Annotated in this window: 19 protein-coding genes and 4 pseudogenes; 6 read left to right on the top strand and 17 right to left on the bottom strand. The window is 55.2% G+C overall.

Annotated features, from left to right (window positions below; genetic code table 11):
* Positions 1–377 precede the first annotated feature (377 nt).
* From AC2FIC_RS03720 to AC2FIC_RS03710, 3 genes are all read left to right on the top strand, one after another.
* Positions 378–908 (top strand): TetR/AcrR family transcriptional regulator, encoded by a 531-nt coding sequence (locus AC2FIC_RS03720; protein WP_496691957.1) that lies wholly within the window; start codon positions 378–380, stop codon positions 906–908.
* Between the two features lie 124 nt (positions 909–1,032).
* Entirely contained in the window at positions 1,033–1,446 is a 414-nt protein-coding gene (locus AC2FIC_RS03715; protein WP_496691956.1) for an ester cyclase, read from the top strand.
* A 201-nt stretch (positions 1,447–1,647) separates the two neighbouring features.
* Positions 1,648–2,724 carry a DUF2652 domain-containing protein gene (locus tag AC2FIC_RS03710; protein WP_496691955.1) on the top strand — a complete coding sequence of 359 codons (1,077 nt, stop codon included), beginning with the start codon at positions 1,648–1,650 and terminating at the stop codon, positions 2,722–2,724.
* A gap of 180 nt (positions 2,725–2,904) precedes the next feature.
* Here the strand turns inward: AC2FIC_RS03710 and AC2FIC_RS03705 are convergent, their stop codons facing one another.
* From AC2FIC_RS03705 to AC2FIC_RS03685, 5 genes and pseudogenes are all read right to left on the bottom strand, one after another.
* Positions 2,905–3,366 carry a hypothetical protein gene (locus AC2FIC_RS03705; protein WP_282022517.1) on the bottom strand — a complete coding sequence of 154 codons (462 nt, stop codon included), beginning with the start codon at positions 3,364–3,366 and terminating at the stop codon, positions 2,905–2,907.
* Between the two features lie 514 nt (positions 3,367–3,880).
* On the bottom strand, positions 3,881–5,941 hold the full coding sequence (locus tag AC2FIC_RS03700; protein ID WP_496691954.1) for an adenylate/guanylate cyclase domain-containing protein: 2,061 nt from the start codon (positions 5,939–5,941) through the stop codon (positions 3,881–3,883).
* Between the two features lie 572 nt (positions 5,942–6,513).
* Positions 6,514–6,717, bottom strand: a pseudogene (locus tag AC2FIC_RS03695) (IS6 family transposase); the annotation flags it as partial.
* A 343-nt stretch (positions 6,718–7,060) separates the two neighbouring features.
* On the bottom strand, positions 7,061–10,858 hold the full coding sequence (locus AC2FIC_RS03690; RefSeq protein ID WP_496691953.1) for a hypothetical protein: 3,798 nt from the start codon (positions 10,856–10,858) through the stop codon (positions 7,061–7,063).
* Between the two features lie 550 nt (positions 10,859–11,408).
* The gene (locus AC2FIC_RS03685; protein WP_496691952.1) at positions 11,409–12,299 is read right to left on the bottom strand and encodes an AraC family transcriptional regulator; all 891 of its coding nucleotides are present in this window, start codon (positions 12,297–12,299) and stop codon (positions 11,409–11,411) included.
* Between the two features lie 158 nt (positions 12,300–12,457).
* Between AC2FIC_RS03685 and AC2FIC_RS03680 the strand changes: the two genes are divergently transcribed.
* Both AC2FIC_RS03680 and AC2FIC_RS03675 read left to right on the top strand, forming a co-directional pair.
* Complete coding sequence (locus tag AC2FIC_RS03680; protein WP_496691951.1) at positions 12,458–13,270, top strand: SDR family oxidoreductase; 813 nt, start codon at positions 12,458–12,460, stop codon at positions 13,268–13,270.
* A 36-nt stretch (positions 13,271–13,306) separates the two neighbouring features.
* Positions 13,307–14,149, top strand: coding sequence for an SDR family NAD(P)-dependent oxidoreductase (locus AC2FIC_RS03675; protein ID WP_496691950.1), 843 nt, complete (start codon positions 13,307–13,309; stop codon positions 14,147–14,149).
* Positions 14,150–14,420: 271 nt separating this feature from the next.
* Here the strand turns inward: AC2FIC_RS03675 and AC2FIC_RS03670 are convergent, their stop codons facing one another.
* The 12 genes and pseudogenes from AC2FIC_RS03670 to AC2FIC_RS03615 form a co-directional block, all read right to left on the bottom strand.
* On the bottom strand, positions 14,421–15,254 hold the full coding sequence (locus AC2FIC_RS03670) for a class I SAM-dependent methyltransferase (protein ID WP_496691949.1): 834 nt from the start codon (positions 15,252–15,254) through the stop codon (positions 14,421–14,423).
* A gap of 205 nt (positions 15,255–15,459) precedes the next feature.
* Entirely contained in the window at positions 15,460–17,097 is a 1,638-nt protein-coding gene (locus AC2FIC_RS03665; protein WP_496691948.1) for a hypothetical protein, read from the bottom strand.
* Between the two features lie 302 nt (positions 17,098–17,399).
* Positions 17,400–18,125 (bottom strand): annotated as a pseudogene (locus AC2FIC_RS03660) (IS5 family transposase); the annotation flags it as partial.
* Positions 18,126–18,402: 277 nt separating this feature from the next.
* The gene (locus AC2FIC_RS03655; RefSeq protein ID WP_496691946.1) at positions 18,403–19,557 is read right to left on the bottom strand and encodes a glycine cleavage T C-terminal barrel domain-containing protein; all 1,155 of its coding nucleotides are present in this window, start codon (positions 19,555–19,557) and stop codon (positions 18,403–18,405) included.
* Positions 19,558–19,586: 29 nt separating this feature from the next.
* A pseudogene (locus AC2FIC_RS03650) lies at positions 19,587–20,927 on the bottom strand (AMP-binding protein).
* Positions 20,924–21,724, bottom strand: coding sequence for an enoyl-CoA hydratase (locus AC2FIC_RS03645; RefSeq protein WP_496691945.1), 801 nt, complete (start codon positions 21,722–21,724; stop codon positions 20,924–20,926). The pseudogene AC2FIC_RS03650 and the gene AC2FIC_RS03645 overlap by 4 nt, the downstream one beginning before the upstream one ends.
* A 7-nt stretch (positions 21,725–21,731) precedes the next feature.
* Positions 21,732–22,629: pseudogene (locus tag AC2FIC_RS03640) on the bottom strand (MBL fold metallo-hydrolase).
* A 3-nt stretch (positions 22,630–22,632) separates the two neighbouring features.
* Positions 22,633–22,863: a rhodanese-like domain-containing protein gene (locus tag AC2FIC_RS03635; protein WP_345742134.1), complete on the bottom strand. Its 231-nt coding sequence runs from the start codon at positions 22,861–22,863 to the stop codon at positions 22,633–22,635.
* Positions 22,864–22,878: 15 nt separating this feature from the next.
* A complete protein-coding gene (locus AC2FIC_RS03630) occupies positions 22,879–23,022 on the bottom strand; it encodes a hypothetical protein (RefSeq protein ID WP_334223335.1) in 144 nt (47 codons plus the stop codon).
* Between the two features lie 122 nt (positions 23,023–23,144).
* The gene (locus tag AC2FIC_RS03625) at positions 23,145–23,609 is read right to left on the bottom strand and encodes a CoA-binding protein (protein ID WP_142640390.1); all 465 of its coding nucleotides are present in this window, start codon (positions 23,607–23,609) and stop codon (positions 23,145–23,147) included.
* Positions 23,610–23,978, bottom strand: coding sequence for a 2Fe-2S iron-sulfur cluster-binding protein (locus AC2FIC_RS03620; protein WP_142640391.1), 369 nt, complete (start codon positions 23,976–23,978; stop codon positions 23,610–23,612).
* Entirely contained in the window at positions 23,975–25,330 is a 1,356-nt protein-coding gene (locus tag AC2FIC_RS03615) for a selenium-binding family protein (RefSeq protein ID WP_496691944.1), read from the bottom strand. The genes AC2FIC_RS03620 and AC2FIC_RS03615 overlap by 4 nt, the downstream gene beginning before the upstream one ends.
* A 72-nt stretch (positions 25,331–25,402) precedes the next feature.
* Between AC2FIC_RS03615 and AC2FIC_RS03610 the strand changes: the two genes are divergently transcribed.
* Positions 25,403–26,164, top strand: coding sequence for an IclR family transcriptional regulator (locus AC2FIC_RS03610; protein WP_496690604.1), 762 nt, complete (start codon positions 25,403–25,405; stop codon positions 26,162–26,164).
* Positions 26,165–26,229: the final 65 nt, after the last annotated feature.

The following is a 26,229-nucleotide window of genomic DNA, read 5'->3' as shown; positions in this document are numbered from 1 at the left end:
CGACCATCGGAACTTTGCCTCTCAGCGAATTTCATCGAACTGGTCATTGAAGGCCGCGCTGGAATGCGAAAATTGAGCAGCCCATTTACTGCGGTTGGTTTGAACAATAAGAATGGCTGTCAATCCTGACGTCAATTTTAGAAAACGCGGGAGCATTCCCGCTACACGGAGCAATGACAAATCAACTACTTGCCTGCGAGTTGGAATTTAAGAGCACACCATGCAAAACGTGGTAGTTCACGAAGATTCTACCCTGCGTAACGGTTTTTCCTGATCTTGCTCAGACGGTACCTGTTGCGATTTTTAAATGATCATTTTAATATGCTCCGATGGGTAGACCACGATCATATTCACGCGAAGCTGTAGTTGAAAAAGCCATGGGTGTTTTTTGGCAAAACGGCTACAAAGCTGCATCGATAAGTGACGTTGTCCGCGAAACCGGGCTGAACACGGCCAGCATGTACAAGGAGTTTGGAGACAAGGAAGGATTGTTCTCAGCAGCTTTGGATCATTACCGCGATCATGTTATCGGGCCGCGCTATCGTATTTTGATCGACAACCCTAACTTAGAGGGCGTCGAAATGTTTCTCCGAAACGTTTTTGTGGGGGCCGCCAAGTCGGAATACAAGGGCTGCCTGATGATGAACCACCTTGCACAAAAGCATGTGATAAGTCCTGAGGCCGCAAAGCAAGTGGGCGCGTTCTGCGCAGAAGTCGAGTCATTGGTTGAAACCGCTCTTCGTAATGCCCAGGCGGATGGAGATATCGGGGCGGAGAAGGACACGGCGCAGCTTGCGAGCTTTGTGGTTTTTTGCGTTCACGGGACCGTCTTGTATGGGCGGCACGACGAAAAAAAGCGCGTGATACCAAACTTTTACGACTTGATCATGAGGGAAATTCGCGAGTGAATTTCATCCCCTATTTATTTTAAAATTGATTTTTTAAAATAAATGTTCTAAAACTATCCCATCCAGATGGAGTTGAAGGCGACTACGCGCTGGACGTTAGTAAAACAGGGATAGGAGAAACACGATGAGTATTTCCGAAACGGCTATGGCCTTCTTTGATGCATGCGAAACAGGCAAAGGCTGGAACGTCTGCAAGTCATACTGTCAGGACGGTGCCGCTTTTACATGTGAAGCCGACGCATTGGCCGATATCTCGACAATCGAAGGCTATACAGCTTGGACCGCCGGAATTTTGACCCCAATCCCAGATGGCAGTTACGACATCACCTCATTCTCGACTGATCACGAACGCAACATCGTAACGGCCACAGCAGTATTCAGCGGCAAACAAACCGGTGAAGGTGGACCAGTTCCTGCCACCGGCAAAGAAATCGCAACCAACTATGCCTACGTTATGGAATTTGAAGGTGATAAGATCGCCCGAATGACCAAAATCTGGAATGATGGGCACTCTCTAAAACAACTCGGATGGGCGTAGTGACGTCGCTATAGCGGCGGTGCCATTTAGGGGCTGTTTTGCGGAACTTGGTAACCACTTCGGGCTCTCACCGGCAACTTTGCGTCTGAGCTCCGGCCTACACACCATGATGACCGTTTATGGCGCATTTGGACCCAAAGTGGTTTTGAACCCTTTGTGAACTAAAATAGTCGCGCCAAACACTCTTTTGAGGAGCGTGCCATGTCAACACAAACTGGATATCTGTTGATTGCCGACATTTCCGGATACACACAGTTTCTGACCACTTCGGAAATGGATCACGCTAATCCGATTTTGCAATCCTTGCTGGGCGTACTGATCGAACAGGTGGGTGATCCGCTCCATTTCTGGAAAACCGAAGGCGATGCCGTTCTGGCATATTCGACGCGGCAGGATTTCCCCTCCGGCGAGACCTTCCTGACCATCTGCGAAAATCTCTACAACGCATTTGCTCTTCGTCGGCAGGACATGATTGCCAACACAACCTGTACCTGCAACGCGTGTGCCAATGTCGGAGGTCTGGATTTGAAGGTTATCGCCCACCATGGCCAGTTCGAAGAAATGCAACTTGGCCCGGTAACGGACTTTTCCGGCACCGACGTTATTCTGGTCCACCGAATGGCCAAGACGAACGTTGTAGAAGCCACCGGTGTGCGCAGTTACGCGCTGTTCAGCGAGGCCGCTGCAAACGCCATGGATATCAAAGGCATAGTGGAACCGTTTTCACAGGACATCGAACATTTTGGCGAGGTTTCGATGAAGGTCTACGATTTGGCTAAATCTTGGGAACGTTTGCGTGCCAACCGCGAGCGCCATTTTTTGACCAAGGAAGACGGAGTTTGGACCTTCAGCCATCATTTCGATGCTCCAATTGCAGTCGTCTGGGAGGCGTTGGTCGCGCCTGAACTAAAGCTGAAATGGATGAACCGTGTTCAGGATATCACCGTCGACAGCCCGCAAGGGCGCCTCAGCAACGGGTCGGAATATCATTGCTCTCACGAATTGGCGGACTTTTTCTATCGCATCACTGATTGGGAACCGTTCGACTATTTCTCGACCTGCATCCAGGATCCGGCGCGCACCGGGGTGAGCTTGCCCGAGACATATCAGCTGACGCAAACGAACTCTGGCACCGACTTGCGATACACAATGGGTCAAGCGACGGATGCCGAAGGCAATAGGTCGGAAATCTCAGAACAGGAGGTTTCAGCGTTCCTGGCAGAATTCTGGGCCGCATCGTTCTCTGATCTGGACGAACAACTCAAGGCCTCGAAGTAAGAGCGCTTTGTTGGGACGGCTTACATTGCGTCGGCAACCGCGAAATGCTGCTCTCTGTGATGTGTATGATGTCTGACGCCATCACCTACCGAACATTGGAGCAACAGTAACGTTTTCCCATGCCCTGCTTCCCACGATCAATCCAACGGCCCTACCCGTCATAAACTCAGGGACAACATTTCACTCAGGGATTTCCACGGTTCCTACTATGTGGGTTCGCCTCAAAGGTAGTGCTTGGTACATCGACACAATGTCCGTCGTGGCTATGCCCTCGCCAGTCATCCCATCATAGCGCCCAGTTCCGACGATAATTTCCCAAGAGTTTGCCGCGCCTTTTTCACCTGCTTTCCAACGCATCGTGAAAGTGTCTTCGCCCTCACCAAAAATGCATATTCCGGAGATTGAGTTGGTCCCATCTTGGTAACCGAACCCCGATCCAAGGCATCGAGCAAGCCCGCCGTCAACAGGACCTTCGATAACTTCAAATCCTCCTTTGTTGTCGGCGATGTGAAAAATATGATCACCAAGGTCAAAGTCTTCCTGAGAAAGCGGATAGAAATTATTAAGCTCGATGCGTTGCTCCTCGGCACTGGTCGCAGTACTAGTAGCGGCCAAGACCGAGATCAAAATTAGGTTTTTCATTAAGGCCTCCTAAGGCTCCATTCACCTTAAGAGTATTAGTGACATTAGCAAACGACGGGCATGTTAATTTCCGCTATTCATGAGCGCCCGCTCGTCTCGACCCGCCAGTATTTGCGGATTGTCCGGGAATGGGTGAAGCCCATAGACCTTGAGGCGAGCACCAAGGGAACGCATTCTAAGAGGTGAACCAAGGTTACTCAGATCTGCAGAAACATTGACAATCTGCGCAATAAGCGACTTCTGCCTGGACATACAAAAATGGATAGGACGGTACGGTATCCTGGCCTAGAGTTGGAGAACACATTGGCCATCGCGGAAGCTTTTGAAATTTAGAGCCACAGGGTCTTTTTCCTAGACGGCCCAAACCGGACATTGGCTACTGGGTGGTGATGCTGCGGTCGCAGCCCGCTTTGCAGTCATTCGCTGCGAGAGCGAAGTCCTTGGCGCGCTGAGCTCACACAACGCGAGACTTGTCGGACTTTCCCGAAGCCCCCTTAACTTAAACGGAAGTTACCTACTGGTTCTTGGTGGTGCTAGTAACCGCACGCCAGCCTTCCTTTGGCGGCCTGTCTAACAGGTCTTGGGCGCGGGCCATCATGGCGACTGAGGCGGGGTCTCCGTTTCGCGCCTGGTCTGCGGCCGCGAATGCGGCAACGGCCTCTTCAAACCGCCCTGTCCGATAATGTGCAAGGCCCTGTTCATAAGCCTCTATCCAGGCAAATGATCCAACACGCCCATCCGCCATTGCGATCAGTTCGTAGACCACCAGCTCTTCAACACGTCCAAACACGGTAAGCGTGTCCAACTCACGGACCACGATTGCGTCAGCGGCCTGTCGCCTCGTTTCCGGCCCGACCAGGATCAGCGTTCCATAGTCTTTGTTGGCCCCTTCCAACCGACTGGCAACGTTCACGACATCACCAATCGCGGTGTAGTTCAACCGCTGCTCTGATCCGATATTTCCGACCAGAGCCTCGCCGCTGTTCACCCCGATCCTGACGCGTAGGGGGTTGCCGGCCTCATCTTCAATTCCGGACGCGCCCACGGCAGCGACAAGGTCCAGCGCTGCGCGGCAAGCATTTTCAGCGTGATCAGCATCTTTACGCGGCGCCCCCCAAAACGCCATCACGGCATCGCCTATGAACTTGTCGATCGTCCCACCGTTTTGAGTAATGGCCGCTGAAGCTGCGCTGAAGAAGGGCTCCATCAGCTGGACAATATTTGGGCCAAGTTTTTCGGACAGCCCTGTGAAACCCGCTACATCGCAAAACAACACAGAGATCTGTTTCATTTCTCCGCCCGGCTGTATCTTGATGCCCTCAGCAACCAGCATACGCACGAGATCGGTGGGCACGTATTTTCGGAAAGCGGACAAACCAGCGGCCATGCTCGCGGTTGCCGCAGAAAGATTGGCAAGCTCAGACAGTCTGGAGGGTCTGCGCTCAATGCGTTCGACGTCAAAGCGTTCGATTTTGCCAAGATCTTCGGCGATGCGTGCCAACGGATTTGCGACAATGCTTCGGATCAGCCAGATCGCCAGCCCGGTTGCGACGACTACCACACCGATCAAAACGTATATCAAGTTTATCAGCGCTTCATCGATGCTCGACAGAAACGCCGCTTCGGGTATGACCGTGGCAACGCGCCAGCCGTAAAACCCCAGTGGCGTCAGCGCCACCGCATAAGGCACGCCGTCGATGACGACACGTTTCGTCAACGTGCCCTGGGCATTCGCCTGGGGGTCTGCCAACAACCTTTCGCCTGAGATCATGGCAACTTCATAAAGCTTCCCTTCGCCCATTCGCGCCGGGGTAATCTCATCCGCTTCTGCATCAGGTACCGCAATAACTTTGCCGTCAGCGTTCAGAATAAATGCCGCGCCGAATTCGCCGGGCGCAAGCGTGGCGAGAAAACGTGACAAACGATCCGTTTCGATTGCAACAGCCAGAACACCTTGCCGCGTTCGGTTGACGTCTATCGGACCAGCAAAGGCGTAAACGGTTTTTTTACTATCCGGAAGGTCGCGCGTTTCGATCCACCCCGCAGAGCTGAGCCCCATGAAGTTTTCAAACCAGGCGTGTTCGCGCGGATCATAGGATGTTTCAGTAAAGGCCCGCTCCTCGAACTGAATGTCACCCGGGATAAAGATGTAGCGATCCCTCCGCAGCATTCGATCGCGGATTCCCTTGTCGATTTCAATCATCTCAAGCCCGCCGTCACCTAAACGGTGCGACGCGAAAAAATTGCCATCGGGCCAGCCAAAGAACATCCATGAGATATTCGGCTGCGCCTGCAGTTGCGACAGAAAAACAAACTCGCGCTTGTCGGCCTGTCGCGTCGCGATGACGTTCTGGACAAAGATCGTGCGAACGGCTGCCCAGGCGGCTTCGGCCGACCTAAGCGTCACCCCCACCTCGATGCGGACAGTGTTCGCGATCTGGCCGTTGATTTCAGCTGCAAGCATGCGGCTATTGTCGCGCGCAGTCGTCCACCATAGGGAATGGACAATAAAGGTCGACACTCCGATAGACACAGCCACCAGAATTGACACAGCGATGCCCACGCTAAGTCGCACTTAAATCTCCGCCAAATTACTCATATTCTTCAGTATTGAATTGAGATTGCTAGGAGGGCACAACTTTTTTAGACCTATCCCGAAATCTCACGCAACTGTTAGGTAGCAGCAAAGGATTGTGTTGAAGCGGGCGCTTGAACATTGACTACTGTAGCTGACCTTTGCGATTTTTCCAGACGCTGTGTGCAAATGAACGGGCGGCCCGAACCTGCCATTGGCAGATTTGTCCCACCACTGCGCTGCAGCTCATCAAAGGAGACATTCGCCGCAGCCACAAAATCGGCAGGTCTACGAACTAACAGCTCGCGAAAGGAATCTGCCGTTCATCTACTCTGCCCTTCCGACCGCATATTGCGGGAAGAGCCACCGTTGGTCCGAATTCGCAAGTTCGGTATGATCTTAGCGGCTTTGTCGCAAAATTCTCTGAAGTGTGAGGGCTGATTGGAATTTACTAAGTTCAAGCGGTTTGGTTCGCAAACTGCTTGAACGGGCAGATTCCGACTCCGAACTGACCCTTTCTGATCATCTGCGCAACTTCAATCCCATCGAGCGTTGCAGAGGCGGACGCAGTTTCGCTTCTGGCGACGTGCCTTGTCGGCAATCAATGGCGCATATTTGACGATCCAACGGTTCAGCGTCGCGTGATCAACCTTAACTCTGCGCTCAGCCAGGATTTCTTCCAGATCCCGATACGACACTGAGTAGCGCAGATAGGAAAACACCTCGTGCAAGATCACATCTTTTGGGAAATGCGAGCCCTTGAATGAGATCGTCACCGGATGCTCCTGTCAATTTTGGGCTGGTCAAAAATATTGTTTTCTCCAGTGACAGAATAATTAAGTCTATTGAGAACCAGTACCGCCAACTACTAATCCAAGTATATAAGGGCGCTTCTTGATAAACGTGGCCTTTGTGCCGAATGGGCAAAGCATTGGTTTTTCACCCGTCGCGCAAACAAACCGCACCAGGGAATGGCGAACGACATCTAATCTGATCTCTAAACGGCGGCGGCTGCTACCTGAAGGGTGCGTTGTGGGCTAACACTTGCCAGATCTCAGGCGTTAGCCCTGGATGCTAGCATTGGATCGAGTTCCCTTTCAGCACATAGAAGCCAGCCATCTAGCGCGCTCCTGTAGAAAACTTGACAGTTACCGGGTTTGCGCCTTTGACGCGCAGCTCCGCCACATGCTCACCTAGCTTGGGTACATCGATCCAAGCATCCAGATCTTTGGCGACCTTCTTGCCGTCCAGATACCATTCAACAGATTTTGCTTCGGTGCGGCCAGTGAATGTACCCCAGAGATGCAGCGGTCGGTCCGGGCGCACCACTTGCCCCTCAGAGGGGTGAATAATGGCGAGTTCGGGTGGCGCTGGTGGCAGTTTAACTTGCTTGGTGTCTGCCGTTGCGGTGAAGTAACCGTCATGAGCAAGGACCCTAATCCAAACCTTGTCGACCGGAATGGTGTTGGGGTCGATCTCTACGCTGTTACCTCTCGCACCAACCCTGAGCCCGTTCCAGCGTTCACCATCAGAAGACCATTGCAGCCAAATATCGGGATCGTAACTACGCTTGGCCCCGGTCGTTTTCCAGGAAACCTTTAGACCAGACTTGCCAATGCTGGCTTCAGCCGAAGCCAATTTAACCGGCCGTGTCGGTCGCTTGCGCTCCCATACGACTGCGTCCCCCTGGCAGATGCGGATTGCAATTCCAGAGCCGACATCGCCCATTGCCGCAATGAAACTATACGGCGGTTTAGGCGGATCCTTTTTATCGCCTCCGCCGCAACCGCAGCCATCGCCATTGGCGTCGTGATTATCCATTGTGAACACCGGCGCAGATGAGATCACCTCGTCCTTGTCCCCGATCAACTGCAAAACTAGATCGGTACGCGCGCCAGACATCCGCAAGGGCCGGGTTGGAACCCGTACGAGGCTTGCGACCGAGACCTGCATGTCTTTGCCGACCTCACCCACGATCGTCACGAAAGGACGCATCTGGTCTTGCCGATCGACTTCCATGGCGCCTGCCCCCACCGAATTGCCGCCAGACACGCCCGTTGCCAGCACCACCGGGTCAAATTCGGCGCGGTTCAGCATATAGTTATGCGTAAAGATCGAGACCCACCGGGGGCCGCAATAACCCATCAGATCCTCACTGTTGGCCGGCCGGTGTATTGTCCCGTCATTTGTGTCGAGCCCGTATTCGCCGATGCTCGCATCCGAATAGACAGTGTTGCCATTGCTATCGGTCGTTGTCATGCCGGTATCGTAAGGCTCGTAAAGCGGGTAGCTCGCGTTCGGCGTGCCGACCGTGCCACATGGGGCATGTGGTAAACCCGCCTGATGGCCCAACTCATGCGCTAACGTGACCGGGCTACCGGACAAGCCAGCGCCGTTGCCGCCGCTGGCGCATCCTGTGTTGCCATGCGAGCGCGGGATCGCCGCATTGACCAGTCCATAGTAAAGCCAATCGCCCTGATTACCGTCATTCGTGCGCGCGTTAGCCACGAAATTCAGGATCGGCGTCCAGTTGGGATCGCACCCCCCCGCTGGGAAATTGTTGTTTGTCAGACCTTGTGTTGTTGTCTGACTGTCGATGATCCGCACGTTGGGCGTACTGCCTACCGGGAAAACCCGAAGGGCAAAGCTGGTATCAGCGGCAACTTGCGCTGCGTTAGGGGCAGGCAAGGTAATATTGGCGCCGCCGCCCATCGGTGGACCGTTATAGCCAATTGTGACGGCTGCAACGCGCAACTCTTGCTCAAGATCGACATCAACAAGCTGTTGGGCCGTGCCGCTGCCTCCATAGCAATCGTCTGGCGACGAGACAGTGATAGAAAGGCGCAAGAGCCCGGTCATCACGTTGGCAGGGATAATGAAGTTCAGCGTCGCATCAATGTCGCGTCTCTCTGCGTCGTAGCTCGAGAAACTGTCCTGCGCTGTCACCGGGGCATTGGTCGGAACGATATTGGCCACCGTGGACCAGATCCCACCAACCCGGCGTTCCACTTGAAGTGTGCCACTGACATTGCCGAGCTGCCCATTATCGAAATTCGGATCCTGCCCACTGCGCAGATATGTCCGCACCCAGGCCGATTTATTGGCAACAAGTTGAAGGGAGTTGTCCGGGCCGCGGTCAGCTGGATCAGTCAGATGCTGGTTGGCTCGGAAATACTGTATCGCCTGCGTTACCTCGACCCCGTCGATGGATAGATCCGGCGGGTTCTGGAAAACGAGGTCTAAGCCCTGACTTACTGTAGGAGGTTTACATTTACCGGTCACGACGATTTCGACCCGCACTCGGGTCGTTTGGTCGAAGTCAGTCTGATCGAAGTCCCAGCGTCCCAGATCGGGGGCCGGTGAAATCTGCGCAATGGCAGCGCCGGTGTCTGTATTGACGATGCGCACAGTCACTGAGTCAGCGGCGCAGACCTTCCAGCGGATTTTCAGAACCTCGCCGGGTAACAGGCAGTCGTCGTTCTGATGCCCTTTGACGATAAACTTGAGAATGTCAGCGCTTGTGCCTTCGAACTCAGCCAACATCGTGCCGCTTTTTCGATAGTCCAGGAAACGATCGCAGACGCTGATCGTTTGGGTCGGAGGAATGATCGCCAAACCACATCCTGCACTGGACGGGACGATCACGCAGATGCGTTCGTCTGACCACGAGGTCGGCACAGCGATCGGACCGGGGTTCATCGTGCCATGCTGGGTGAACTGCACTTGCCCCGCAATATCGCCAAACCCGCACCCGCAGATCGCAACCGTGTCACCGGGGCAGGCACGCTCTGGGTTGATCTTGGTCACGGTGTAGCATTCGATACTGCACCAGTTTCTATAGGCATCCGTGATGCAATCCAGGATGGGCTGGCGGACACAAGTTTGACAGCAAGGCATTTGTCCACAAGGGGTTTGACCGGTGCAGATGCACATCACATATTCGAGCAGATCCTTAAAATGACGCCCTGCGTGCGGCTTCTTGCAGATCAGGTTGACAGCTGCTTCATGAAGCGCGGTCAACACCTGGAACCGGCAACGTTGTTCAAGCAGCGCGCCGACGTATTTGATCATTGTTGGTCTGTGACCACAGGATACATGCATGGCCGCAAAGACCATCAAGCTCATGTCTTTGTCAGCGATCAGGGACTTACCGGTCGGGCAGACATGGTCGGAACAGCACACCGGGTTGGGTTTGGATTTGATGGGCTTACAGCTGTCATCATTACAGTCGTCGGAAAAAATGTCCTGCAAGATACCGCCTGCATCATCCCCGGATGCGCCGCCACAGCCACAGCCTGTTGGCGACGTGGCACAAAGAGCATTGAGTACATCCACATAGCGCCCCTTGGCAGCGACGTCTCCGTTCAGAACACTCCAGGCATCACTAAGCGAGTTGTCAAAAATCGCAAGCGTCGGGCGGATGCACTCAAAGAAGTGAGTGCGCTTGCGCAGCAACCGATCAGCATCCGCAAGCTCAAGCGCTTCCTCAATGTCATCGAGAACGCTTTCTGGCAAAAACGGCTTATCCGGTGCAGCCCAGCTTAACGGGCGCCTCAGGTGACACGCCAGCTTCTTTGCTGGGATGGCGACGTCGATTTTAATATCGTCGGTGCAGGAACAATCCTCAATCTTGAGCCGGGCTTTATGGATGCGCACGCCATCGCGGTCGCGCAGCTTTATCCGCAATTCCATCGGACCTGCACATCGACAGTCTTCGGGTATTTTCGACGAATCCACTATGAGCACAAATCGGCCATCGGCGGCCGTCAGGACGCATCCAAGATCGATTTTACAGCCATCTCGCTTGCGCCAGCCATCCCCAAATACCGCTTGAATCTTGACCAATATACCGTGTACGGGCTGACCGTTTTCCTGTTGGGTGACACGACCGAAAACAGATTGAATAAGACTGGACATAGCTAAAGTAAGCCTCCGTTTTAAAAATGAACTTCTGTCAATTTCTCTTGGGAATTGCGCCAAATAGGACGCTTTACACCAATCTCGACCAAGTGTGATTTGCAAATTTGGAATAGTGTTAATGCTGCTTAAATATGCTTTTATTTTGCTCCAAAATACCCAAAATGTCAATCAGGTGCCACCTAGGGCATCGCCGCTCGGAGGCATTAACAGCAATGGACACCGCACTCCTTCCGCACGGTGCCAAGTGCAATATGCCGCACAGCTCTGATGTGAAGAACTGGTTATTGGGCAATTTTACCGCGCACGCAGCCAAAAGCACTGAGCGGCCCATAAGAGACATTCGGCACCCTGCTGGCATTCTGCGGTCGCAGCCCGCATTCCGATCAGTTGCTGCAAGTGCAAATTTTGGCGCTACTCGAACTCACACATTGCAGGACAAAGCCCGCTTTCGCTGCGAATGCGCCTACGGCTGCTTTCGGAAATTGGCCGGGCTGAAAGGCTCTTATCCGTAATAGAGCTGTGACGTTTGAATTTGTTACTTTTTGCCTTATTGGACGGCCATAGAAACTCGATCGTGTCTTGGGGAGCATCCGAATTTGCGTGCATATTCCCGCGAAAACTGGGCCGAGCTTTCGTATCCGACGCCATAGGCAATCTCGGACACTTTCGACCCGGTTGTGCGCAGCTCGTTGCGGGCCTGCATCAACCGCAGGTCCTTTTGGTATTGCAAGGGAGACGTTCCAGTGACCGCCTTGAACTGCTCAAAAAAGGCCGAGTTGCTCATACCAACACGCCCGGCAAGCTCGGGAACACTCAGTGACCGACCCAGATCAGAGCGGATTTCGTGTGTCGCTGCAAAGATTCTGCTGGCCACGTTTTCATGCCACACCAGTTTCTGAAGCGTGCCGCCATGCTTGCCAATCAACAGGCGGGCATGGATTTCCCGCGCTGTTATGGGGGCGAGCATGCACCGTGTCTCATCGGTTTCGCACTGTTGGAAATAGCGCAACAGCGCGTCCTGTAACGCATCATCCGTATCTGCGAGGCAAATCGAAAACGGGTCCGATACACGGGCACCAGATGACGGTGGCAGCGACGACGCCAAGGCGCGCATCACATCCAGATCCAAAGGGAATACGAGTGCGACATAGGGATGCTCGGGCGTTGCGTTGGTGACCTGCGAGACCACGGGCAAGGCATTGCTGACGATCAGTGATTGCCCAGCCCCAACTGTCAGGATTCTCGTGCTGGTGCCAACCTCCTTTGCGCCCTGCAGCACCGCACACAAAAGAGGACGGTAGACATTGGCCTCTTGTTGGGTTGGCGTCGGATGGGTCAGGAACACCGTTCCGCTTTCTTCATGCTGAAGAACGCCCTGGCCGATCCCTTTCTGGTCAAGCAGTGTCGAAACGTAGTCCAACAAATCCTGGGGTTCCATGTCCGCCTCCCTTGGTTTGTCCTCCTTTAGCATGGGCGCAGCCTTATTTCTTAAAAAAACTCCGTTTCTGGAGAAATGTGCTAATTTTTTGGAGAATAGAAAAAGATTCCCACAGAATTCTTGAGTATTATGCGCAAAGGCATCAGGGGATCAAAGATATGAAGACCATTCTAATTACCGGCGCGTCGTCCGGTATCGGCGCGGCAACGGCCCGGTATTTTCAGGCCAGGGGATGGAACGTCGTTGCCACGATGCGGACCCCTACCCGCGGCTCGGATCTTGCCAATTTGGAGAACGTCCACCTGGTGCGGCTGGACGTGACGGATGCCGACTCAATCGCGACGGCCGTGGCAGGGGGCATCGAACGCTTTGGACAGATCGAGGTTTTGCTGAACAATGCAGGCTATGGGGCCTATGGCGCGCTCGAAGCCTTTACGATGGACCGCATCCGACGCCAGTTCGACACCAACGTGATCGGCTTGATGGAGGTGACCAAAGCGGTGCTTCCCCACTTTCGTCAAAACCGTTCCGGCACGGTGATCAATATCTCGTCCATCGGTGGGCAGATCACCTTCCCGCTGGGCGCGCTTTATCATGGCACCAAGTTTGCGGTGGAAGGTCTGTCTGAAGCCCTGCACTACGAGTTGGAACCGTTGGGCATACGGGTGCGTATTGTTCAGCCTGGCATGATCCAGACGAATTTCGGCGGCAGCTCGTTCGATTTTGCGATGGATGAAAATCTGTCAGACTACGTGCCGATGGCCGAAGCTATGGGGCGCCTGTTCGGCAAACTCGCATCGAACCCTTCTGCGCCAGAGACGGTTGCCGAGGTGATTTGGGACGCGGCCAACAACACCGGCGACCGTTTGCGGTATCGCGCAGGACCTGATGCCGAGGCTTTGCTGGATGCCCGCAAACAACAAGACGATGCGGCGTTTATCGGGGGCATTAAACAAAAGATGGCGCCCTGAAACACGACGTGACCCGTCATCAAGAGAGGGAACAACATGTACCAAAAAGCAATCGATAAAGGCGGCCTGGCCGTTGTCACCGGGGCGGCAAGCGGCGTGGGCTTCGCTGCGGCCAAACGGTTCTTGCAGGCGGGTCTGGGTGTTGTGCTGGTCGATCTTCCGGGAGAGGCGCTGGACAAAGCCGAGCCGGATTTGATCGAACTGGCGGATACGTCCCAGACGGTTCGGGCGATACCCGCGGACGTGACCAACGCCGCAGCCATGACGGATCTCGCCGATCAGGTCTTTGAACTCGGAGAAGTGGCTGTCTTGATGAATAATGCCGGGATTGCGTTGCCGACCGGCAGTTGGGAAAACAGCGAGAACTGGCGGAAACTGATAGAGGTCAATCTGTTTGGCGTCATGAACGGAGTGCACGCCTTCCTGCCGCGGATGATCGCCACAGCGCGCCCTGCCGTGGTCATCAACACAGGCTCGAAACAGGGGATCACCACGCCGCCCGGAAACGCCGCCTATAACACCAGCAAGGCCGCTGTGAAGGTCATGACCGAGATGCTGGCCCACGAGCTGCGCGAGGCGGGTGCCGAGATCAGCGCCCATTTGTTTGTGCCCGGCTTTACCTACACGGGCATGATCCAGAAGCTCATGCCCGAAAAGCCCGCGGCGGCATGGTCAAGCGACGAGGCGATCGACTATCTGCTGCAGCGCATGTCGAACGGAGATTTCTATATTCTCTGCCCCGACAACGATGTCTCAGAAGCCCGCGACAGGAAACGCGTCGAATGGGCCTTGGGTGATATTATCCATAACCGGCCCGCGCTGTCGCGCTGGCATCCTGGCTATGCGGATGCCTTTGCCGCCCACGAGGTCTCGGAATAGCCGCTCCATAAGTGCGGCCGTAAATGGAGCCAACAAAACTGCTATCCAAATCACAAGGCTTACACCTCGTCGAAATACCTAGCGGACATTCGTACGAAGCGCGGCAACTGAGACTTCGGGCTCTCCTTAAACCTATGCCGCGACTTGCACCGAGGGCCGCTCTGGTACGAAACGACTTTTGCGGCACGCGTGTGAACAGACAAAACGCGGGACAATCCGGACACTTGGATGAATGGCGACGACGCGCATTTCAGCACATCGTTCCGATCGGCTAGGCAACGACCGCCGAGGTCACGACAGACGGAATTGGCACGTCCCATTCAGGACCCGTACCGTGCTTTGCCAGAACTTTGGCCACAACCGCCGCTCGGATTGCGGCCGAATTCGTTGTAGGTTGAGGGCGCAAAAGGGCGCCACCTCGGGCCGTTCCTTCAAGAAAGAAATCGAACGGTGCGCCCGGATCACTAACCTGCCATTTCGACGCGACGAAGGTTTGATGGCAATCTGAAAAACCGGCCTTGGCGAGTACGGGAAAGGCGATAGTCGGATCGGCATAATCATTTGCCCCGGGACCCGGTGGCAAGGCAATCTCTGGCGACCCGTGTTCCTCAATGGCGCCAAAAACATACCCCAGTGCAGTGTCAACTTCGGGCCCGCACCACACCGAATACGCCAGCCGACCGCCGTCGCGCAAAATACGGCGAACTTCTGCCAACACTTTCGGGGGGTCCGGCATATGCGGCATCCCAAAGCCAATTGTTACAGCGTCAAACGTATTGTCTTCAAAGCTCAAGGCCATCGCATCGCCTTCAACGAACTGAGCCTGTGGCACCGCCAGCCGCGCCATCTCAAGCATGGCGGGTGAGAAATCAAGGCCCGTTACGCGAGCACCTGTGTTGAAAAGGCCTGCGGATACATTGCCATGTCCGCAGCACAAATCGAGCACACGAGTGTCCGGTCCAGCACAAACCGCAGCGACCAGGTGTGGGACAACCATGTCCGCCGCCTTGGCAAACACCTCGGCATAGGACTGTGCCACATCGCACTTGGCCCATTCGCGCCTTTCGAGGGCGGCAAATGTGTCCTGTTCCTGATTGTCAGGCATCCAACATCTCCTCAGTCGCCACGTTTCGGAGGACCGCCGAAAGGGGCAAATTGTCAAGTTCGCCAAATGAAATGGGCATTCGCCGTCATTTGCGGGTAGGTTGCATTGGGTGCAAAGCAGTCGATTGATGCGGTATCAAAACCCCATTTTTTGGTTCGCTTCGTGAATTGTACAGCGTGTCGGACTAAATTAACTTCCATCGCATCTATTCTGCAGCAGCGCTTCTGCAATAACACGATGCTCGGATGGGGACCTCTGCCCTAGCCAGCGCTTGGTCAAGCAACTCCGCTACGTGGCGCCGCTCAACCTCTTCTCCGCGGGCCTCGAGGCACTCGTGCAGCCCGTGGAGCGACCAGACGTTGCGCGGGTGTTGAACCGGGCGTGGCAGGGTATCATCTAGACCCAGATCTGCGCGGTAGATCGGCTCGGCCTCGGCGAACCGGCCCTGATCCATCAGCAGGGCAGCCAACGCATGCCGCGGTGGTTGCATCCAGCCCCAGGGTTCATCGTAGACCAGCCCGTCAGACGCAGCGATGGCCGCCTCCAGACGTAGAAGGCCGTTCTTAACCTCGCCTGATTTGTATAGCAACTCGCCTTCGGCCATAGCCGCCGCAATTTTCAAGACGTCGCGGGCTTCGTTGTTGAACATGAAGCGATCCTCGCCGACCTTATCCTGTGCAGCACGGAATTCCGCAAATGCCGCGCGGGCCTCGTCGATGCGCCCCAGGTTGGCTAGGGCGACGGTGCGCCCGTAAAGGGTCAGCGCGGTAGTGAAGCAAAAGAGCGCCTGATCTTCAGGAAGCGTCTCATCCAACAGCGCCTGCCACATGCCGAACCGCACCAACACGTGAATACGCATACCCCAGAAGGCCTCAAACAATACGGGAAGGTACGCGACCGTTTCGCGCGGCAGGACTTCCTGCAGCCGCGTTGCAGCGGCAAGCGCCTGCGACTTTCGCCCCATGAACATCGCGCCGTAGGCCTCAAAGTGGATGTTATGCAAACGGTAGACAGTATAGAAATTCTGGGCTCCCGCGTAGGCTTCATATGCTTCGTCAACTTCCGCGGCCCGGTGATTTCGCCAAATGACATTCTGGTAGTCACCACACAGCACGTCGATGTGCGTCCCCATATGCACCAGATGCCCGGAATCCGGCACAAGATCCAGCAGGCGATCCCCATGCGACAGGGCCAGCTCGGGCCAGGGCGACATCTCCATTAGGTGGATATAGAGGTGCAACAACCCCGGATGGTCCCAAGCGCCAGCGTTGTTTGAGAATGCGGTTTCGAGAACGTTTCGCGCCTCTTCTGTCGATGCGCCGTCTGAAGGTTGATTTTTCTCAATGTCCCAAAGCCCCCAGGGGGTGCGATTCATGAGCGCCTCAGCAAACACTGTCGCCACCTCAAGGTCGTTCGGGTGGGCCGCGTAGATCGGGCGCATCGCATCAGCGAATGCGTCGTTCCACGGACCGAAATCCTCGACTTCCGGGTCGGTCGGATACCGCGCCGTGAGCGCCTCGATCATCGCCGCGGCGACTGTGTTGATGCCTGCTTGCGCCTTGGCCGTCGACAGGGCTTCGTGCGCTTCTTTCAGGACCGAGATCCGCTCCTCAAGCTCGAAAAAATCCCACTCTTTGTTGTAGTTTGGACCAATCGCAAAGGCCAACCCCCAATAGGCCCACGCACAGGCGCGATCCGCTGCAATCGCCTTGCGAAAACAATCCGCCGCCTCTTCGTGGTTGAAGCCAAAGGTCCAGTTCAGACCGCGGTCGAACCACGTTTGCGCTTCATTTGATGCGGATGCGCCGGGCCGTGAATAGGTCCCAAGGTCGAAATAGCTCATGCGTCCCCCCCCCAAGCATTTGAAAATGAACATCTTATTCAAAACCGTCAAATTTCGAACGATCGCGTTCGACGTCCTTCTGAACGGTCTAGCGGCGTGCAGGCCACTTCATCTCCAATCAATGGAGATGAGCAGAGATTACATTTCTCGGTCCCATTTTCCAACACCCAGCCGGAATTGACATGCGCGAAGTTGGCTTTTGATGACCCAAAATGGTGATTTCGAGTGATCGGGCCAGAAAACCCAATTCTCCGATATATACGTAGATAGATAAAGGCCGCTTTGGACTCTCTGCTGACGACTCATAGCCAATAGATGACGAGAGCTGCGAGGGCGATTGCTGAGAGGAAGACCTTCGGGCACCTGTCGTAACGGGTTGCCACACGGCGCCAATCCTTGAGCCTGCCAAACATGACCTCGATCCGGTTGCGGCGTTTGTATCGGCGCTTGTCGTACTTCACCGTTGTCTTGCGCTGCTTCCGACCGGGGATACAAGCGCGTATCCCTTTGTCTTGCAACGCTTTTCGGTGCCAATCGGCATCGTACCCGCGATCTCCGAGTAGCCAATCGACATTCGGTATGCCGCTGAACAGAGCCCGAGCACCGATGTAGTCGCTGACCTGTCCTGCGGTTATGAACAGGTTCAGCGGGCGTCCCTGACTGTCGCAGATGGCGTGCAGTTTGGTGTTCAAGCCGCCCTTGGTTCGGCCAATCAGGCGTCCACGCCCCCCTTTTTGACGCCCATGCTGGTCGCTGTCCGATGAGCCTTCAGATAGGTCGCGTCGATCATTACAGTCTTCTGTTCGCCGTGCTCGGCGGCCAGACCGGCCATCATTCGCGCGAAGATGCCCTTGTCGCTCCACCGTTTCCATCGATTGTACAGCGTCTTGTGCGGTCCATAGGCGGCAGGGGCATCCCACCACCGCAAACCTCCGATTGATGAAGATAATCCCGCCCAACACACGCCTGTCATCGACGCGCGGCTTGCCGTGGGGCTTCGGGAAAAACGGCTCCAGACGCGCCATTTGCGCATCCGTAAGTCAGAAGAGATCAGACATGTTCACCGCTCGTTTTTGAACCGTGAATCACGCCGCAAAACGGAACTCAATGGGTCCTGACCCTAACAATCAACTTAGACCAGTCAGATGAGGCTGTTCAATGTCTGCTTCCAATTCGGCAATACGAAACCGTCGTTTTCTATGATCGTAGTCAGGGAATTCACTTATGCTCCGTATTCTTTAACGCGGATTACATCGAGGGGAAACGCTTCGCTGCACAGGCGACCAAACCTATGCAGCGGCCCATTCAGCTCGCTGAGGCAAGTGATTTCTTGGGATCGTAAAACGGGATCGGCACGACAGTGCACATACGCATTTCGCTCAACTTATCTACCTGTAGGACCCCGCCTGATGCTGCGTAGTCGATGCTGATCATCGCAAGTGCGATGTTCTTTTCCAGTCTTGGGGAATAGATCGCAGACGTGACCGCGCCGACCTGCACGCCACCCTTGATAATGGGCCAAAAGAAATCAATGGATCCGATAAAAGGATCACCGTCAATTTCCAGACCGACTAGCTGTTGCGACACGCCCTGTTCCTTGATCTTGGTTAAGGCCGCCTTGCTGACAAAATCAGCCTCCGTGTCCAGATCGACAAGACGCCCCATACCCAGCTCATAGGGGTTGTTCGCAAGGTTCATATCCGCGTGATACGACAACATGCCCGCCTCGATCCGGCGAATGCTCGATGTATGGCCGGGCTTGAGACCCAAAGGAGTGCCAACGACCATCAGATGTTCCCAAAGCCGGTCACCTTGTGATCCGTCGCGCAGGAAAATCTCGTAACCAAGCTCGCTTGACCATCCGGTGCGTGAAATAATCAAAGGCACGCCGTCCCAGTCAAATTCCATGAACCGGTAGTATTTGAGCTCGGTCGGGGCATCGCCAAAGGCTGCGCGCAGAACGTCGCGGGATTTGGGGCCTTGCAGCTGCAACGGTGACACGTCGGGTTCGGAAATCTCCACATCCATGCCGGAATTCACCGCAATACCGCGCGCCCAGAGAAGGACGTCACTGTCCGCAATAGACAGCCAAAAATGATCCTCGGCCAGTTTCAGAAGAATCGGATCGTTGATGATCCCGCCGCTCTGGTCGGTAATCAGTACGTATTTACATTGTCCGACCTCACATTTCGAAAGATCACGGCAGCTGAGGAATTGGGTGAACTTTGCCGCGTCCGGTCCTTTGATCTCGACCTGACGCTCGACAGAGACGTCACACAGGATCGCCTCATTGACCAGATTCCAGAAATTCTGCCTCGGATCGCCAAAATCGCGGGGGATGTACATGTGGTTGTAGACGGAAAATCCTTTGGCCCCCCACCGCAAGGCTGCGTCGGAGTAAGGGGATTTTCGGACCTGTGTTCCGAAGCTGAACTGGGCAAAGCTAAGTTGATGGGACATGACGTGTATCCAGTTAATTGTGTGGGAGGTCAGCTATTTGCGCGGACCAAATCTCGGAGTTCGTTTTTGCGGATTTTTCCGGTACTGGTCTTGGGCAGCTCACCAAAGATCACCTTCTTTGGCCGCTGGTATCCCGCAAGACGGGCTTTGGCGGTTTCCTCGGGCGCTTTCAGATAGCCCTTCATGACGATGTTGCCGCGAAAGACAATTTCGCCCAGCGTTTCACCATCCCATGGCACGGGCGCACATGTGTCGGGGTTCAGGACCAGCACGTCTTCCTGCAATTCATACGCGACGCCTTGGCGGGCTTTCAGGCTTGCCTGTTCTTCCGCTGGCAGTGCTGCCCAATCGGGTTTTTCCGCGCAAACCACCGCGGGGCCATAGACCTCAGTCAGGCCATAGACATGGGTGATCGAGATGCCCATCGCCTCCATTCCTGCAATCACACTGGCCGGAGGTGGGGCGGCGGCGGTCATCATATTGATGTATTGCGGGAAGTCGCGTTTTTCCTCTGCGCCCGAGATCATCGACATGATGATCGGCGCTCCGCAAAGATGGGTGACGCCATGATCGGCGAAGGCGTTATAAATCGCGTCGGCCCTTGGCGCACGTAGGAACACATGCGTCCCGGCCAGCATGGTGATTGTTCAGGGAAAGCACCAGCCATTGCAGTGGAACAGCGGCAGCGTCCACAGGTAAACCGGATGATGCCGCATTTCCCATGTGACGACATTGTTGACCGCGTTGGTCCAGGCGCCACGATGGGAATAGACAACACCCTTGGGCCGTCCTGTGGTGCCTGACGTATAGCTCAGAGCAAGTGCGTCCCACTCATCCTCCGGCAAGGAATAGGCAAAATCCGGGTCGCCTTCCGCCAGCAGCGCATCATAGGTCAACGTGCCGATTTTCTCGCCGCCCGGGCCTTCACTATCCTCGATATCGATGACCAACAGGTCACGGCCCGATTGGGCGACGGCCTCAGTGGCCAGATCGGAAAATTCGGTATCGACCAACAAAACCCTGGCGTCGCCGTGATCCAGAATATAAGCGATCGTGCCCGCGTCCAGCCGCGTGTTGTTCGCGTTCAGAACCGCGCCCAGCATGGGCACAGCCAGCGCGCATTCCAGCGCCTCGGGGATATTCGGCGCAATCAGGGCGACGGTATCGCCCTTGCCGATATCGCGTTTGGCCAGGGCAGAGGCCAGCCGTTTGCAACGTTCCGCGACCTCGCCCCAGTTGCGCCGGATGTGGCCATGGATTTGCGCCGGAAGCTCTGGATGCACGCGCTCGACGCGTTTGAGGATCGAAACCGGTGACAGGGCGGTGTGGTTCGCTGCATTACGGGCAAGCTCCGGGCCCTCGTAGATCATTCCCCGGTCCATTCAGGCATCGGTTCTTTGCGGGTGAAGGCCCCGATACCGGCCTCGGCATCTTTGGCCATCATGTTTTCCGCCATCGTGCGACCGGCAAAGGCGTAGGCCTCTTCCAGCGGCATTTCGAGCTGTTCGTAATAGGCACGCTTGCCGATCTTGACGGCGGACGGCGATTTGTAGGCAATGATCCTAGCCATTTCTGTGGATGCCGCTTCCAGTTCCGCCAAGGGCACCACGCGGTTGACCAACCCCATTTCGGCGACGCGGGCTGCGGGCAGGAATTCCCCCAAAAGCAACATTTCCATCGCCAGCTTGCGCGGCACATTGCGCGAAAGCGCGACCATCGGGGTTGAGCAGAATAGCCCGATATTCACGCCCGATGTTGCGAAAGTTGCGTTGTCGGCGGCCACCGCCAGATCACAGGACGCAACAAGCTGACACCCCGCCGCTGTGGCAATCCCTTTGACCTCGGCGATTACAGGTTGCGGCAAGCGCACCACCCGAAGCATCATCGCCGAACACGTCGCAAACAGGTCTTGGAAATACTGAAATCCACCGTCGGCATCCGCCCGGCGCGCCGACATTTCTTTGAGGTTATGACCCGCGCAAAAGTGATTACCGCCGGTACGCAAGATCACTGCTTTGACACTGCGATCTTCTGCGATTTCGTCAAATGTGTCAGACAGAGCGCGTAGCATCGCCTCTGACAACGCATTAATCGACTTGGGCGCGTTCAGAGTCAGAACGGTAACGCCATCGATGTCAGCCCGCAGGATCAAATCATCGTTTTGCATTTCGCCCTCATAGGCCATTGAGTGGAACTTTCAGCATAGGTGCGCCGCTTTCGTCGCACGGGATTTCGCCGGCCCGCATATTCACTTGCAGGGACGGTATGATCAGTTTGGGCATCGCCAGCTGCGCGTCACGCTCCGTCCGGAACTTGATGAAATCTTCGCGCGATTTGCCAGCACCCACATGGATGTTGTCGGCACGTTGCTGGCCAATTGTGGTCTCCCACGCGATGGCGCGCCCACCGGGGCCATAGTCGTGGCAGATGAACAGGCGCATCTCGCCCGGCAGGCTCAGCACGGTTTGGATAGAATCGTAAAGCTGCCCTGCATCACCACCCGGAAAGTCTGCGCGGGCTGAGCCGCCGTCAGGCATAAAGAGCGTGTCACCGGCAAAGGCGGCGTCGCCAATCACATGCACCATGCAGGCTGGTGTGTGGCCCGGCGTGGCAATCACAAAGGCCGTCATTTCGCCAATGGTGTAGGTGTCACCATCCTCGAACAAAGCATCAAACTGCGACCCGTCGCGTTGAAATTCCGTGCCTTCGTTGAAGATTTTGCCGAAGGTGTCCTGAATTTCGATGATGCCTGCACCAACGCCAATTTTGCCACCCAGCCTATCCTGAATTTAGGGTGCAGCAGACAGGTGATCGGCATGGACATGGGTTTCAATGATCCACTCCACCGACAAGCCTTGTGACTGGATGGCGTCGATCAAAGCGATCGGCACTGTCGTAAGTGATCCGCCCGGCGGCGTAATCCATATCCAGAACGCTGTCGATTATTGCACAGGCGTTAGATGCGGGGTCTTTCACGACATAAGAAATCGTGTTGCAGGCAGGATCAAAGAACCCTTCGACACTAGGCTTTGCTGCCATATTGAGATTTGGGAAATTTGTTGAAGGTTCCATGATTTATTCCAGCGCGCCCCCGGCCTTTTTCCAGGCGCCAACGCCTCCGGTCAGGTTCACAACGGGCGACAGTCCCATATCCATGGCCACCACCGCCGCCATGGCAGAACGCCCACCCGATGCGCAATAGAACACGTAAGTCTTATCTTGACTGAACTCCGGCTTGTGCGCAGGACTTTCCGGGTCGATGTGGAATTCCATCATGCCGCGCGACGATGCGACAGCACCCTCAATGACGCCGGTTTTGGCCTATTCCGTACCATCGCGCTGATCGACAAAAACGTGATCGAGCGAGCCTACCAAGGCCAATGCCTCTTCGGCACTGATCGCAGGCACCGCTTTCGTGGCCACCTTTACGATGTCTTTCGCGCTTTTGGTGATCGTCTGAGCCATGTTTGGTTTCCTTTTTCGATTGGTTTTGAGCCAGTCCAATAGTGCGTCGAGCGGCCAATTTATGGCACCGCTACAGCCGTATGCGCAGGCAGAGGCCACATGAGTTTCTGTGCCGCTCTCAGTCAAATTGCGAGATCAAGACGGGGCTTCCAGAACGGGCGGAACAGCTCGATCTTGGGGCAGCGGTTCATCACCACCTTCAGCCCCGCTTCTTCGGCAAGCGCGGCCGCGCGGTCATCATAAACGCCGATTTGGCCCCAAAGCACCTTGGCGCCGATTGCAATGGCTTTCTCGGTGATCGCGTAAAGTTCCTCTTTCGGGCGGAAGACCTCGACCATATCCACGGGCCGGTCGATCTCTTCCAGCGAATGAACGACAGGTATGCCGCGAATTTCGATCAGCTTTGGGTTTGGATTGACAGGGATCATGTCATAGCCCGTTTCGTGCAGCACACGCAGCACGCCATAGCTGAACTTGGTCTTGTCGCCACTGGCCCCCACCATCGCAATGGTTTTGACCGAACGCAGGATGTCCGCCAGATATTCGGGCGCGTAATCATACAGGTGATCGATGTCAGCTTCGGGCATTTAAGCCTCCTTAGGGGTCGCGATATCCGCCTTCAGCTCATGCGGCTCCAGCGGATCAAGGAAGGGGTTGCGATAAAGTTTGTCGTGGCTTTCGACGCCGATTTCCAATATGCAATCGCTCACCGCGCGGGCCACACACAGCAGAACATAGCCATTGTTGATCTGGCGATTGTTCAACGCCACTTGCCTGCGCTGATCCACTTCGCCAGCTGTCAGTTTGGCCGCACAGGTGATGCAGCCGCCGTATTTGCAGCCATAGGGCAGATCGACTCCCTGTTCGCGTAAAGCGTCCAGCAACGGACGGCGGGCGTCGACCTGATAGGTCGCATCATCGCGGTTGGCGATTGTGATTGTGCGGGTTTCGCTCACAGCCAGATGTCGCTTGTACAATCGCCACCGGGATAGCGGGTTTCATGGCAGCGGCTTGGTCCGTTTGGCTCTTTGCCAAAATCAACAACGAAATCTTCGTTGATTTTCATACCGCCGTTTTCGACATCACAGTCGATCATCAGCATGACACCGCCCTGGGTGCGAATTTCCGGATAGAACTGGTTGTCCCAGGTCGAGAACAGCGAGGTCGTGACATAAAGCCGTTTGCCATCAAGCGAGAGCTGATACATTTGCGGCCCGCCTGCCACTTTGACGCCATTGACCTCGGGCGCTTTGCCCAAAAGCCCGCCCATCCAAACCTGCCCGGTCAAAACAGGATTATGCGGGTCAGAGATGTCGTACTGGCGCATATCGCCGTGCAACCAGTTATTGAGGTAAAGGTATTTGTCGTCCATCGATACAAGGATGGCCGACATCACACCGGGCACGGGAATAGGCCATTCGGGATGCGGTTCATTCTCCACATCAATGATCTTTTCCCATTCCCATTTCCCAGCTTCGGACTTCCAGAAATGGATGACATTGGCGCTAAGCGCGGCACCGCAGAACCCATGTGTACTGTCAGGATCATGCAGAAACTTTACCTCCAGCGGGATCAGGCCGTCTTCGCCGAGATACATCGTCTCGACCGGCACCTTTTTCTCAAAATCCCAGATGTGCAGGCGGCGACCGTATTTCAGGTGGCCCACTTCTTCCAAATCAAACCCTGGCATGAATGTGTTGGGTGCGGCCCATTCGGAACTGACCATCACGTTATGGCGCGGCTGGTACCAGAAGTCATAACCAAACGGGATATCGCCCATTGAGTTTTCCCAACGACCAACGATCTCGAATTCTTTGTTGAGGTGCAGATAACCACCGGGCGCTTCGCCCTGTGCGTCACCTAAGAAGGAAATGATGATCTCAGAGCCCAAACAATGCACGGTGTGTGGGCCGCTCAGATTGGTTTTTGACTTGATCTCGGCCCCGTCAATCACCTTATGAAGGCGTGGAGCAAACGGGTCCGTCCCGGTGTCGATCACATGGATATTGTTGGACCGCACGCCTGGCACCAGCAGGTATTTACGGCTCATGCCAGCGTCGTCGTGGCAGGAAGAACAGGCATTCCAGCCCATGTGATGCAATTCATCCCCGATGCCGGGCATCTCTAAGCGATGGATGACTTGTGAATAGGTCGGGCTTTCCGGGTCGGCGTCCACGGTGGCTAGGTAGTCCGGCCTTTGAATGCCGGTGCCGGTGTAGATGGCAATTGTGTACAAGAGTTTTTCACGCGGCGCTTTGATCGCCTCGGCAGGGCTTGCATACCCCGGGCCACAACATGCTCCGTCCATCTTCACATTCCTCCCTTGCGATCATTTGAAGATTCTCGTAAATCGATAAAAAGATTCTCGCAAGGTAAAAATATGCATCTGGAACGCCTGACATTCATCCTCGAAGTTGTTGGACAAAAGGGCGAGACTACAGTGGCCGAGATTTGCGCTCATTCTGACCTGCCTAAGCCGTCTGCCTACCGGTTGGTGCAGGACCTCGTCGGTGTTGGTCTACTGGAACCTGTTGCCCGTGGTACATTCACAATCGGCTCCCGCCTGAAGCGGATCACGAAAAGTGACCACTCTGACCGTGCACTGCTAGAGGTGATTGCGCCTGCGCTAAAGCAAGCCGCTAAACAATATGGCACCGCATTTTTCCTGTCCCGTCTGCGCGGAAAATCCGTGGAAATTATTCACGTTGAAACACCTGACACTGGGGTCTCCTATCTCCATCCCGGTTTGGGGAAACGACCCTTGCATGCCTGTTCCTGCTCTAAGGCCGTTGCTGCATTCTCACCCGACTTGTTTTTGACCAGCGAAATGGAAGGCCGGCTGCGCGCCTACACCGAATTCACCCTGACAAACGTGCAGGACTTGGAAGCCGAGTTTGACACCATTCGCAATCGCGGCTTCGCAGAATGCGTGGAAGAGATTGAGCGCGGCATGTGTTCGGTGGCAGCTCCCCTTGCGCCAAGCGGGCCAGGTTCCACGATGTCCATCGGTGCAACCGGATCGGTACGGGTCTTTACGCCAGCGTTCCGCGAAAAACTTGGTCCCCAGATCTCCCTTATTGCGCGTGAAATGTCTGCAAATTTGGGTTGGGACGCGGCGCAGGATGCCAAAATATCAGGCTAACTTTTAGGTGGTCTTCGAATGTGGGCCTCTTCTGAATCTGATCTGAACTGACCTCCGCTCCACAC

The organism is Ruegeria sp. CDSC079 (genome assembly GCF_059610505.1).
This window is presented reverse-complemented; position numbering and strand designations above follow the sequence as displayed.